The sequence below is a fragment of the Pseudomonas sp. SWRI68 genome (assembly GCF_014269165.1).
Classification (GTDB): domain Bacteria; phylum Pseudomonadota; class Gammaproteobacteria; order Pseudomonadales; family Pseudomonadaceae; genus Aquipseudomonas; species Aquipseudomonas capeferrum.
Genome location: NZ_JABWRU010000001.1, coordinates 206702 through 218430 on the forward strand (window position 1 = coordinate 206702; position 11729 = coordinate 218430).

Below are 11729 nucleotides of genomic sequence, written 5' to 3' on the forward strand. Positions count from 1 at the left end.
GCTGCAAAGAGGCCCCGACAGCCGTCAGGTCACCTGTTCCCCATGCTGCGCCTCCCGTTGCATCGACTCCAGGTTGCGCTCGATCGTCTCGCAGATGGTATCCATCTGGATCTGGTGCTCGCTGAACCGAAACGGGCTCTGCAGGTCGGTGCCGATGCGCTCGATGGCCAGCAGCATGAACCCCACCACCGTCGAGGCCAGCGGGGTAAACCAGCCCAGCGACTCGACCAGCCCCACCGGCACGATCAGGCAGAACAGCGTGATGAACAGCCGCGGAAAATACACATAAGGGTAGGGCAGCGGTGTGTTGGCAATCCGCTCCATTCCGCCCTGAGCATTGGACAGGTCCACCAGCGTCGACTCCAGCCTCGCCAGGCGGATGCTGTCCAGGCGCCCGGCCTGGTACTCCCGCGCCAGCAGGGCCGCCGAGCCGCTGAGGATGTCATTGGCGAAGTTGTTCGAGCGGTTGCGCCGCTCGAACTCCGCTGGGGGGATGAACGCCATCAGTTCATCCGGGCAACGGTCACCCTTGAGGTGCGCCGCCAGGCAGTTCACATAGGCGATATGGCGGCGCAGCAAGGTGGCCTTGGCCGGGTTCAGGCTATCGTCCGGGTCGTCGATCAGGGTCAGCGTCTGCCGGGCAAAGCTGCGCGAACTGTTGACCAGGGCACCCCACAACGTGCGCGCCTCCCACCAGCGGTTGTAGGCACTGCTGTTGCGAAAGCTCACCAGCACCACCAGCGCCGAACCCAGCAAGGTCAATGGAATCAGCGGCAGGGTGAACTTGCTGTTGAAGAACAGCATGAAGTCGATGGTGACCAGCACATCCCAGATCAGCAGCCAGAACAGCGACCAGCCGATGTAACCGATGGTCTTCGCGACCAGGCGGTACTTGCGGGCGATGATCTTTTTCACACGGGGTACCTCGGAACACGGGGATGCAGGATCGGACGCCGAGTGAGGGTTATGGTTCGGTGTAGTCTCTCTTAGGGTGTTAACAGAAGTGTCGAGCTACCCAAGTATTTGCCTCATCTGCACCAACGCCACCCGCTTCCCATCCGGCGCCTGGCGCGCCTCGATGCCGAACGGCACAAAGCCCATCTGTGGATAGAGCAGCAACCCCGCCGTGTTGTGATTGAAGCACGACACCCAAACCTCCCGTGCCGCAAACTGCTTGCGGGCCAGCTCGACCATGGCGTTGACCAGGTAGCTGGCCACACCATGGCCGCGGGCCGCTGGGGCCACGACCACGTTGCCCAGGGCGCATACCCCGCCGTGCTCGGCTTTGTAGAAGTTGGCGAAGGCCAGCACCATGCCGCCGCCTTCCACCACCGTGGACCCGTTGCGCTGGGCGATGGCGTCGGTCAGTTGCTCGGGCGTGAGCGGGTAGGTGGCCTTGGGGAACATGTAGAACAGTTCGTCCGGGCCTTGAGGGAAGCAGCAGATGGCGGGGATGTCACTGGGCTGTACAGGGCGGTGGCTGAGGTGCATGGCAGGTCCTTTTACAGGCGTGTGGCTGGCGCTCACAGCGTAGCACTGCGCATGTGGGCGCGGGCCTGTCGGGAGCGCCTGGCCGCCGCTCAAGGTTTGGCGGCCACCGCCACAAACCCCTTGATCGCGGCAGGCGCATGCGGTTTGGCCTTGCGTGCCAGCAGGTACTGGAAGCGCCGCCATTCCTTGTCGATCTCGCTGTACGACATGAACACGCTGACGCGCTCTTTATCGGCGAGGTCCGGGCGAGCGCGCACGTCGATCTCGTTCTTGGGGATGAACGCGACATTGATACCCAGCACCTGGCCGTCATCGGCGAACACCGGCCCGCCCGACATGCCCTTGACCATGGGGCCGTCGTGCAACGAGTAGAAGACACTGCCCGGGGTGCCTTCGAGGCGTACCAGTGTTGGCAGGGCATGGCCCTTGCCCTGTACGGGCATCATTAGGCTGTTGAAGCCGACGGCCGTCACCGACTCACCTGGCACGTATTGCCGCCAATGCGGTACCTCACGCGCCTTGTGCTTGAAGAACACGACATCACCGAGGCCCTCGTGGACCACGTTGCGCAGGAAGGGTGTGTGTTTTGCGGTCACTGCGTAGTCTTCGTTCCACTGGATGGCGCTGGCCATCAGCAACATCGGCAGCGGCGCACCGGAGGTGACCACGAAAGCCTGGCTGTAGACGGGATCGGAGACGTAGGACGTTGGCACTCCATTGCACCCACTGAGCAGCATCATTGCCGCCAGACAGGGCACGGTTGTTTTCATGTGTCACACAGTCATGGAAAAATGGGAGCGCAAATATGGCTAAGTGCTATCACTCTGGCAATACTTTGTGCATATATCCGACGAGTAACATCTTAAGTAGGGGGGAGGAGGCTAGCCAATAGATTCGAGGCATGGCTGCTGCCCCGCTCGTCAGGCACGCGGCGTCAATTTGATGAGGGATCAAGGGCGCGTTTTTCGTGTTACTCATCACTCGCGATGAGGGTGATGAGCTCCATTGAGCTGTATTGAGCTTGTCGGACAGTGAGAAGCTGCAGTTTGAGCCCTTGTTGCAGGCTGAACTGGATACCCTGACACTGAATAACTGTGCCAGGTATCGGCTGGGCATGAGCCAGGTGCAAGCGTGGATCGAGGCCGGACGCCCACGTTGACGAGGCGTACGCAGGGCATTGGTCGCACGTATTCATAGATCAAAACTGAAAGGAATCAAACATGCTGAAGCTCAATCCCCTGGTCCCCGAACTCATTGTTTCCGACCTCACACGAAGCCTTGCCTTCTACTGCGACATACTCGGCTTCAAGGTCGAGTACGAGCGGCCAGAAGATCATTTCGCTTTTCTTTCTTTCGGCGGCAGCCAACTTATGTTGGAACAGGACTGGCACAGTGAATCGCCTTGGCGGGTCGGGCCTCTTGAGCCGCCTTATGGGCGTGGTATCAACCTGTCCATCGAATGCCCGAACGCTTCAGCGCTGGTGTCGACACTGGAGGCGGCCGGGTATCCCCTCAGAAACCCGGTTGAAGAGCACTGGTACCGCAGCGGTGAATTACTGTTTGGTCAGCGCAATTTTCTGCTGCTCGACCCGGATGGTTACTTGCTCCGTTTTGCAGAAGCTATCGGCAGCAAACCCTGCTAGCCGCACCGGTCAAAGCGACTACCCATTCGGGTTGATTGGATCATCGCTATCATCCAAGGCGCCATTCGATGTCCCGGTGTGTGCTGGCCATTTCTACGGATTGCCCAATTCGATCACGCTATAGGTGAACTCGTTGGCCTGCTTGGCCTTGCCGCGCGCAGAGTCGGCGACTTGAAACCGGTCATCATCGTGGACCACCATTACCTGGCGGGCATTCAACGCTACAACGCCTTCCGGTTTGTTATCGAACCACAAGGGCGAGCCGTCGGGCCCGAGGAACGGTTGCGGTGTACCCGACCCGTCCGGTTCAAGCAGTGACAATGGCAATGCCCACAAATAGCCACCAATCTGGTCACCCTGCTCATGGCTGGTGGTGGCCAGCAGGCGCTTGTTGAAGGGGTCGTATTCCAGGCTGGAAAGGCTCAGCGGTCTGTCGTCGCCCTGCACGCGCGGTTCGAATTGATAGGCCAGTTCGAAGGCGCCACTGATCTCGGGCTCACCGGCCTGCACTGTGATCGGCGCCTGCAGGGTTCATTTTCATTTTGCGGCTCCTTGCACGAGGGATGAAGGCAAGGGCCAGCGTAGGGAAGGGTGCTGAGCCGGGGCAGAGGGCAGTTGTGCCAAGGGGCCGCGCGACGGTGCTTGAGGATTGCTAAACGCCAGGCACAAAAAAACCGACCATAAGGTCGGTTTTTTCTGGATTTTGGTGCCCCGAGGGAGACTCGAACTCCCACTCCTTTCGAAAACGGATTTTGAATCCGCCGCGTCTACCAATTCCGCCATCAGGGCTTGTGGCGCGCAGTATAGAGAGGTGCCTCGGGTCGGTCAATCGGGTTTCATGGTCAATTTTCACACATTGGGCTAAACTTCCCGGCCCTGCCGAACCGAACATTATCATGCGCGTCGCCGATTTTTCCTTCGAACTCCCCGATTCCCTGATCGCCCGCCACCCTCTGGCCGAGCGCCATGGTAGCCGTCTGCTGGTCCTCGATGGGCCGAGCGGCGCCTTGGTACATCAGCAATTCACCGATCTGCTCGACTATTTGCGCCCGGGCGACCTGATGGTATTCAACAATACCCGGGTTATCCCGGCGCGCTTGTTCGGCCAGAAAGCCTCCGGCGGCAAGCTGGAAGTGCTGGTCGAACGCGTGCTCGACAGCCACCGGGTATTGGCCCACGTGCGCTCCAGCAAGGCGCCCAAGGTGGGTGCGCAGATTCTCATCGATGGCGGTGGCGAGGCCGAAATGGTCGCGCGCCACGAGACGCTGTTCGAGCTGCGCTTCACCGAAGAGGTGCTGCCACTGCTCGAACGCGTCGGGCACATGCCGCTGCCGCCCTATATCGACCGCCCCGACGAGGGCGCCGACCGTGAGCGTTACCAGACCGTCTACGCCGAGCGTGCCGGTGCGGTCGCAGCGCCCACGGCCGGCCTGCACTTCGACCAGGCGCTGCTGGAGCAGATTGCCGCCAAGGGCGTGGAGCGGGCCTTCGTGACCCTGCACGTCGGCGCGGGCACCTTCCAGCCGGTGCGGGTCGACAAGATCGAAGACCACCACATGCATAAAGAGTGGCTCGAAGTGAGCCAGGATGTGGTGGATGCGGTTGAGGCCTGCCGTGCCCGCGGCGGGCGTGTGGTGGCCGTGGGCACCACCAGCGTGCGCTCGTTGGAAAGCGCGGCGCGCGACGGCGTGCTCAAGGCATTCAGCGGCGATACCGACATCTTCATTTACCCGGGCCGGCCATTCCATGTGGTCGATGCCCTGGTCACCAACTTCCACCTGCCGGAGTCCACGCTGCTGATGCTGGTCTCGGCCTTCGCCGGCTACCCCGAGACCATGGCCGCCTACGCGGCTGCGGTCGAGCAGGGGTACCGCTTCTTCAGTTACGGTGATGCCATGTTCATCACCCGCAATCCGGCGCCACGCGGGCCCGAGGATCAAGCATGAGTCGCACCTGTCGAATGTCCTTCGAACTGCTGGCCACCGACGGCAAGGCCCGTCGTGGTCGCATCACCTTCCCCCGAGGCACCGTGGAAACCCCGGCGTTCATGCCGGTAGGCACCTACGGCACGGTCAAAGGCATGCTGCCGCGCGACATCGAGGCCATCGGCGCCGAGATGATCCTGGGCAACACCTTCCACCTGTGGCTGCGCCCGGGCACCGAGGTGATCAAGAAGCACAACGGCCTGCACGACTTCATGCAGTGGAAAGGCCCGATCCTCACCGACTCCGGTGGCTTCCAGGTGTTCAGCCTCGGCGCCATGCGCAAGATCAAAGAGGAAGGCGTGACCTTCGCCTCGCCCGTCGACGGCTCCAAAGTGTTCATGGGCCCCGAAGAGTCGATGCAGGTCCAGCGTGACCTGGGCTCGGACGTGGTGATGATCTTCGACGAGTGCACCCCTTACCCGGCCGAGCACGACGTGGCGCGCACCTCCATGGAGCTGTCGCTGCGCTGGGCCCAGCGCTCGAAAAACGCCCACGCCGACAACACTGCGGCGCTGTTCGGCATCGTCCAGGGCGGCATGTACCAGGACCTGCGCATGCGCTCGCTGGAAGGCCTGGAAAACATCGGCTTCGACGGCCTGGCCATTGGCGGCCTGTCGGTGGGCGAGCCCAAGCACGAGATGATCAAGGTGCTGGACTACCTGCCGGACCAGATGCCTGCTGACAAACCTCGTTACCTTATGGGGGTAGGCAAACCGGAAGATCTCGTTGAGGGTGTGCGCCGCGGCGTCGACATGTTCGACTGCGTGATGCCGACGCGTAACGCACGCAACGGCCATCTGTTCGTCGATACCGGGGTGATCAAGATCCGCAATGCGTTCCATCGCCACGATGAGTCGCCGCTGGATCCGACCTGCGATTGCTACACCTGCACCAACTTCTCCCGCGCGTATCTCCACCACCTGGACAAATGCGGCGAAATGTTGAGCAGCATGCTGAATACCATCCACAACTTGCGCCATTACCAGCGCTTGATGGCCGGTTTACGCGAGGCTATTCAACAGGGTAAATTGGCCGCCTTTGTCGACGCCTTCTACGCCAAACGCGGGCTGCCTGTGCCGCCTTTGGGCTGATTGTCAGCACTTAAATATTAAAACTCAGTAATGGAGTGCCTCATGAGCTTTCTGATTCCCGCCGCTTACGCGGACGCAGCAGCACCTGCCGCCGGCCCAGCCGGTACCGGTTTCGAGTGGATCTTCCTGGTCGGCTTCCTGGTCATCTTCTACCTGATGATCTGGCGTCCACAGGCCAAGCGCGCCAAAGAGCAGAAGAACCTGCTGGGCAACTTGCAAAAAGGTGACGAAGTTGTCACCAACGGCGGCATCGCCGGCAAGATCGTCAAGGTCACCGATGATTTCGTGGTGCTGGAAGTTTCCGACACCGTCGAGCTGAAGTTCCAGAAGGGCGCCATCGCCGCGACCCTGCCAAAAGGTACGCTCAAGGCTATCTGAGTTACCGGTTTTATTTTTCCAGTCGGGGCGCGCAACGCGCCCCGCGTCTTGAACGGGCGGCGTGATGCTGAACAAATACCCTCTGTGGAAATACGCACTGATCCTGCTGGTACTGGCGATCGGTTTTATTTATTCCGCTCCCAACCTCTACCCGGATGATCCGGCGGTGCAAGTCAGTGGTGCCAGTTCGGCGCTGCAGGTAAACCAGGCCGACCTCGATCGCGTCTCCAAGGCGCTGACCGATGCCGGTATCACCGTCAAGGGCGCCAGCCTGGGTGAAAAGGGCAGTGCGCTGATTCGCCTGACCAACCAGGAAGACCAGCTTCCAGCCAAGGATGTAGTGCGCAAGGCACTGGGCGATGATTACGTCGTGGCCCTGAACCTGGCCCAGACCACTCCGCAATGGCTGCGTAACCTGGGTGCAAGCCCGATGAAACTGGGCTTGGACCTGTCCGGTGGTGTGCACTTCCTGCTGGAAGTGGACATGGACAAGGCCATGACCGCCCGTATGAAGGTGTACGAAGGGGAGGTCAAAACCCTCCTGCGCAAAGAGCGCATCCGCTACCGCAGCCTGCCTCAGCAGGATGGCGGCATCATGCTGGGCTTCGCTGACGATGCAACCCGCGAGCAGGCACGTGCCCTGATCCGCAAGAATTTCTCCGATTTCGACCTGACGGCCACCGAGCGCAATGACCTCGCCGTGCTGCGTCTGGCGCTGACTCAGGCGAAAGTCGCCGAGATCCGCGAATACTCGATCAAGCAGAACCTGACCACCGTGCGCAACCGCGTCAACGAGCTGGGCGTGGCCGAGCCGCTGGTTCAGCGTCAGGGCGCCAACCGTATCGTGGTCGAGCTGCCAGGCGTGCAGGACACTGCCGAAGCCAAGCGTATCCTCGGCAAGACCGCTAACCTTGAGTTCCGCTTCGGTGCCGAACCTGGCGCGTCCAAGGCAACCACCGAGGTCTTCGAATTCCGCGAGGGCGGCCGCTCCGCCCCGGTCGAGCGTGGCCTGATCATCACCGGTGACCAGGTTACCGACGCCCAGGCCAGCTTCGACGAGCACGGCCGCCCGCAAGTGAACATCCGCCTGGATGGCCACGGCGGCGAGCTGATGAGCCGCGCCACGCGCAGCAACGTCGGGCGCAGCATGGCGGTGATCTTCATCGAGCAGAAGCCGGTCACCCGCTACGTCAAGCAGACCGTCGACGGCGTCGAGAAGGAAGTGCCGGTACAGAGCTTCCAGGAAGAGAAGAAGATCATCAGCCTGGCGACCATTCAGTCGCCGCTGGGTAGCCAGTTCCGCATCACCGGCCTGAACGGCCAGGGCGAATCGTCCGAGCTGGCCCTGCTGCTGCGTGCCGGTGGTCTGGCTGCGCCGATGTACTTCGCTGAAGAACGTACCATTGGCCCAAGCCTGGGTGCGGACAACATCACCAAGGGTATCGATGCGTCGCTGTGGGGCATGCTGTTCGTCTCGCTGTTCATCATCGCCATCTACCGCGGCTTCGGCGTGATCGCCACCATCGCCCTGGCGGGCAACATGGTCTTGCTGCTGGCGCTGATGTCGCTGCTGGGCGCGACCCTGACCCTGCCGGGTATCGCGGGTATCGTGTTGACCATGGGTATGGCGGTAGACGCCAACGTGCTGATCTTCTCGCGTATCCGTGAGGAACTCAAAGCCGGCATGTCGGTGCAGCGCGCCATCCATGAAGGTTTCAACCGCGCCTTTACCGCGATCATCGACGCCAACCTGACCAGCCTGCTGGTCGGCGGCATCCTGTTCGCCATGGGTACCGGCCCGGTCAAGGGCTTTGCGGTCACCATGTCCCTCGGGATTTTCACCTCGATGTTCACCGCCATCATGGTGACCCGCGCAATGGTCAACCTGACCTGCGGCGGGCGTGACATCAAGAAGCTGTGGGTTTGAGGGAGCTGCGATGAAAACCATCAACTTCATGGGCGTACGCAATGTCGCGTTCGCCATCACTGTGCTCCTCACCGTCCTGGCGCTGTTCAGCTGGTGGCAGAAGGGCCTGAACTTTGGCCTGGACTTCACCGGCGGTACGCTCATCGAGCTGACCTACGAGCGCCCGGCCGACCTCAAGGCGGTACGTGCCGAACTGGTCGACTCCGGCTTCCACGAGGCCGTGGTGCAGAGCTTTGGCGCAACCACCGACCTGCTGGTGCGTATGCCGGGCGATGACCCGCAACTGGGCAGCAAGGTAGCCGAGGCACTGCAAAAAGCCGGCGGCGACAACCCGGCCACGCTCAAGCGCGTCGAGTTCGTAGGCCCGCAGGTGGGTGAAGAGCTGCGTGACCAGGGTGGTATGGGCATGCTCCTGGCCCTGGGCGGCATCCTCATCTACCTGGCCTTCCGCTTCCAGTGGAAGTTCGCCGTGGGCGCGATCATCTCGCTGATCCACGACGTGGTGGTGACGCTGGGTATCCTGTCGTTCTTCCAGATCACCTTCGACCTGACGGTATTGGCGGCGGTGCTGGCGATCATCGGTTACTCGCTCAACGACACCATTGTCGTATTCGACCGGGTGCGTGAGAACTTCCGTGTGATGCGCAAGGCTTCGCTGATCGAGAACATCAACGTCTCGACCACCCAGACCCTGCTGCGTACCATCGCCACCTCGGTGTCGACCTTGCTGGCCATCGCCGCACTGCTGTTCTTCGGTGGCGACAACCTGTTCGGCTTCTCGCTGGCGCTGTTCATCGGGGTCTTGGCCGGTACCTACTCGTCGATCTATATCGCCAACGTGGTACTGATCTGGCTGAACCTGAACAGTGAAGACCTGATTCCGCCAGCCAAGACCGAAGGTGTGGACGAGCGTCCGTAAGGGCTTTCCTACGCCGTTTGGCGAATCAAGAGGCGCGAGTATTGAACTCGCGCCTTTTTTTTTGCTCCAAGGCAGGGAGAAGGCGGGCTATGTCCCGCAGGGAAGATCAGGAGGTTCAGGTGAATAAATCAATGCTGGTGGGTGCGGTACTGGGTGCTGTCGGTGTAACTGCCGGAGGTGCTGTGGCGACCTACAGCTTGGTGAACAAAGGGCCGGAGTACGCCCAGGTCACCGATGTGCAGCCGATCAAGCAGCAGGTCAAGACACCGCGTGAGGTCTGCAAGGACGTCACCGTGACGCGTCAGGCGCCGGTCAAGGACCAGCACCAGATCGCCGGTACGGTCGTGGGTGCCCTGGCCGGTGGCCTGCTGGGTAACCAGATTGGTGGTGGTACCGGCAAGAAGATCGCCACCGTGGCCGGCGCGGTCGGTGGTGGCTATGCCGGTAACAAGGTGCAGGAAGGCATGCAGCAGCGTGACACTTACACCACGACGCAAACCCGCTGCAATACGGTCAATGACATCAGCGACAAGGTCGTTGGTTATAACGTGAAGTACACCATTGGTGACCAGGCGGGGCAGGTGAAGATGGACCGCGAGCCGGGCTCGACCATCCCCCTGGACAAGAATGGCAAGCTGATTCTCAGTGAGAACCAGGCCGGGCAGTAACGCTCATATTGCCGAGCTAGAGGGGCGGGCTGGCGAGCCCGCTCCCAAGCCGGTCTAGCGTAGTTGTTGCTGCGCGCCTAGCTGCTTGCGAAGCCGGGCACGGTCCGGCTTGCCGGTCGGCGTCATGGGTATCCGTTCAAGCACTGCGATACTGGCACTAATGCCCAGGCGTTCCAGCCCCCCGGCCAGTTCCGCCAACCGCTCATGCGCGTCAGCTGTGTTGCCTTGCACAATCACATGGGCGCGCCGGCGATCCTGCTCGTCTACCAGTACCATCACGCGCTCGAACTTCATGGCCTGTGCGATCTGCGCTTCCAGGGCGGGGGCAAACTGCATGCCTTGTTGCGTGAGCAGGGCATCCGTCGCGCGCCCCAGCGGCATCAGGCTGCCGTCGGCAAGGCGCCGGGCGATATCGCCGGTGGCATAGGCCTGGTCCTCGCAAGGGATCGGTGCAGGTGGGAAGTACCCCGAGCCGCGGTGCGTGGAGCGGGCGATGATTTCGCCTACCTCCGGTTGCGCGGGGTCCAGCGGTTCCAGCGTCACCTCGACATCACCTACCGGGCGCATGCCACAGCCGACCTGCAGGTTCGGCGTGAAGTTTGCCAGGACCATGCCGAACTCCGTCGAGCCGTAGATCCTTTTCAGGTGCACACCCAGGTGGCGCTCGCTTTCCAGCACCACATGGTCGTCCAGGTAGGCGCCGCCGCAGAAAGGTTTGCTCAGTGCTGGCAGGCGGATGCCGGTGTTCTGTGCGGCCTGTGCCAGCTCCAGGTACTGCGACGGCAGTGCGCTCATCACGCTGATGCGCTGTTCGTGCAGGGTGCGCAGGGTGTGCTCAACCTGGGTCGCATCACCCAGGTACAGCGTCGCACCCGTCAGCAAAGCCGGGAATACATGCAGGTCTACTGCATGCCCGCCATCGAGGCTATGGATATTCAGGTAGCGCGCACCGGCGTCCAGGCCGGCGCTGTCTACCCAATGCATGATTTCACGGTACAGCCGGTCCTGGCGCCACAGCGCAAGTTTGGGTGCGCCGGTGCTGCCTGAGGTTTCCTGCATGCGCATCAGCCCGGCGCAGTCGCGCCACGCTGGGGTCTTGAGGTTGACAGGTGTGGGCGAGTAGAGGGTAAAGCCTGGTACACCAAGGCCCGCCGGCACGATGCCGGCTTCGGTGATCAGTAGGGCGGCGCCGACCTGGCCCAGGCGCATTGCCCGCTGGTGCTTGCTGCTGGCCACGCTCACGGGGCAGTGAATCAGCCCCAGGCTCGCCATGGCAAACAGCAGCGCCACATAACCGGTACTGTTGCCCAGTTGAGTGGCTACCACATCACCTTCGCGCAGGCCTGCGGCATGCAGCCTGGCGCGTAACTGGTCGATGTCCTGCAGCAGTTCGCCGTAGCTGCGGGTTTTGCCATGGCTGTCGACGACCGCCGGGTAGTCGCGATGGCGCGCAACCATGCTGAAGAACTGTTGCTGGAACATGCAGGAGGGCTCCTTGTGGGTCAGCCGAAATACAGCTTCAGGTGTTTTCCCGTGCCGTCCATGTGCATCGTGGTGCTGCCTGCCGGTGCAGGCTGGTGCCACGCTAGTAAATAGGCTGCGCGCAGCCCCTGGTACCTCCCAGAAC

Annotated in this window: 12 protein-coding genes and 1 tRNA gene; 7 read left to right on the forward strand and 6 right to left on the reverse strand. The window is 61.8% G+C overall.

The genetic code is table 11. The features are described 5' to 3' along the window. Positions 1–24 precede the first annotated feature (24 nt). The 3 genes from HU770_RS00855 to HU770_RS00865 form a co-directional block, all read right to left on the reverse strand. Complete coding sequence (locus tag HU770_RS00855; protein WP_186662905.1) at positions 25–915, reverse strand: bestrophin family ion channel; 891 nt, start codon at positions 913–915, stop codon at positions 25–27. A gap of 96 nt (positions 916–1011) precedes the next feature. Further along, positions 1012–1491 (reverse strand): GNAT family N-acetyltransferase, encoded by a 480-nt coding sequence (locus HU770_RS00860; RefSeq protein ID WP_186662906.1) that lies wholly within the window; start codon positions 1489–1491, stop codon positions 1012–1014. An 89-nt stretch (positions 1492–1580) separates the two neighbouring features. Beyond that, positions 1581–2228 (reverse strand): trypsin-like peptidase domain-containing protein, encoded by a 648-nt coding sequence (locus HU770_RS00865; RefSeq protein WP_186663046.1) that lies wholly within the window; start codon positions 2226–2228, stop codon positions 1581–1583. A 483-nt stretch (positions 2229–2711) separates the two neighbouring features. Here HU770_RS00865 and HU770_RS00870 point away from each other — a divergent pair, with 483 nt between their 5' ends. Continuing rightward, on the forward strand, positions 2712–3134 hold the full coding sequence (locus tag HU770_RS00870) for a VOC family protein (protein WP_186661022.1): 423 nt from the start codon (positions 2712–2714) through the stop codon (positions 3132–3134). A 93-nt stretch (positions 3135–3227) separates the two neighbouring features. On the opposite strand, the gene HU770_RS00875 is transcribed toward HU770_RS00870, so the two are convergent. Beyond that, positions 3228–3644: a hypothetical protein gene (locus tag HU770_RS00875; protein WP_186662907.1), complete on the reverse strand. Its 417-nt coding sequence runs from the start codon at positions 3642–3644 to the stop codon at positions 3228–3230. Positions 3645–3838: 194 nt separating this feature from the next. Further along, positions 3839–3923, reverse strand: a tRNA-Leu gene (locus HU770_RS00880). Between the two features lie 107 nt (positions 3924–4030). On the opposite strand from HU770_RS00880, the gene queA reads away from it, so the two are divergent. The 6 genes from queA (at position 4031) to HU770_RS00910 (ending at position 10102) form a co-directional block, all read left to right on the forward strand. Beyond that, positions 4031–5080, forward strand: a complete 1050-nt coding sequence (gene queA / locus HU770_RS00885) for a tRNA preQ1(34) S-adenosylmethionine ribosyltransferase-isomerase QueA (protein WP_033701201.1) — start codon at positions 4031–4033, stop codon at positions 5078–5080. A 14-nt stretch (positions 5081–5094) separates the two neighbouring features. Then, positions 5095–6210 (forward strand): tRNA guanosine(34) transglycosylase Tgt, encoded by a 1116-nt coding sequence (tgt, locus tag HU770_RS00890; protein ID WP_077068621.1) that lies wholly within the window; start codon positions 5095–5097, stop codon positions 6208–6210. Positions 6211–6252: 42 nt separating this feature from the next. Continuing rightward, a complete protein-coding gene (gene yajC, locus HU770_RS00895; protein WP_027595530.1) occupies positions 6253–6588 on the forward strand; it encodes a preprotein translocase subunit YajC in 336 nt (111 codons plus the stop codon). 64 nt (positions 6589–6652) lie between these two features. Next, on the forward strand, positions 6653–8515 hold the full coding sequence (gene secD, locus HU770_RS00900) for a protein translocase subunit SecD (RefSeq protein WP_033701200.1): 1863 nt from the start codon (positions 6653–6655) through the stop codon (positions 8513–8515). A gap of 10 nt (positions 8516–8525) precedes the next feature. After that, positions 8526–9434, forward strand: coding sequence for a protein translocase subunit SecF (gene secF, locus HU770_RS00905; protein WP_186656955.1), 909 nt, complete (start codon positions 8526–8528; stop codon positions 9432–9434). A 119-nt stretch (positions 9435–9553) separates the two neighbouring features. Then, positions 9554–10102, forward strand: a complete 549-nt coding sequence (locus HU770_RS00910) for a glycine zipper 2TM domain-containing protein (RefSeq protein WP_186656957.1) — start codon at positions 9554–9556, stop codon at positions 10100–10102. Between the two features lie 54 nt (positions 10103–10156). Here the strand turns inward: HU770_RS00910 and HU770_RS00915 are convergent, their stop codons facing one another. After that, positions 10157–11584, reverse strand: coding sequence for a class I adenylate-forming enzyme family protein (locus tag HU770_RS00915; protein WP_186656959.1), 1428 nt, complete (start codon positions 11582–11584; stop codon positions 10157–10159). Positions 11585–11729: the final 145 nt, after the last annotated feature.

What these genes read in the sequence shown, in the direction of transcription:
- HU770_RS00860 (WP_186662906.1), bottom strand. Translation starts at nt 1,491, where the DNA reads ATGCACCTCAGCCACCGCCCTGTACAGCCCAGTGACATCCCCGCCATC.
- HU770_RS00865 (WP_186663046.1), bottom strand. Translation starts at nt 2,228, where the DNA reads ATGCTGCTCAGTGGGTGCAATGGAGTGCCAACGTCCTACGTCTCCGAT.
- HU770_RS00870 (WP_186661022.1), top strand. Translation starts at nt 2,712, where the DNA reads ATGCTGAAGCTCAATCCCCTGGTCCCCGAACTCATTGTTTCCGACCTC.
- queA (WP_033701201.1), top strand. Translation starts at nt 4,031, where the DNA reads ATGCGCGTCGCCGATTTTTCCTTCGAACTCCCCGATTCCCTGATCGCC.
- tgt (WP_077068621.1), top strand. Translation starts at nt 5,095, where the DNA reads ATGTCCTTCGAACTGCTGGCCACCGACGGCAAGGCCCGTCGTGGTCGC.
- yajC (WP_027595530.1), top strand. Translation starts at nt 6,253, where the DNA reads ATGAGCTTTCTGATTCCCGCCGCTTACGCGGACGCAGCAGCACCTGCC.
- secD (WP_033701200.1), top strand. Translation starts at nt 6,653, where the DNA reads ATGCTGAACAAATACCCTCTGTGGAAATACGCACTGATCCTGCTGGTA.
- secF (WP_186656955.1), top strand. Translation starts at nt 8,526, where the DNA reads ATGAAAACCATCAACTTCATGGGCGTACGCAATGTCGCGTTCGCCATC.
- HU770_RS00915 (WP_186656959.1), bottom strand. Translation starts at nt 11,584, where the DNA reads ATGTTCCAGCAACAGTTCTTCAGCATGGTTGCGCGCCATCGCGACTAC.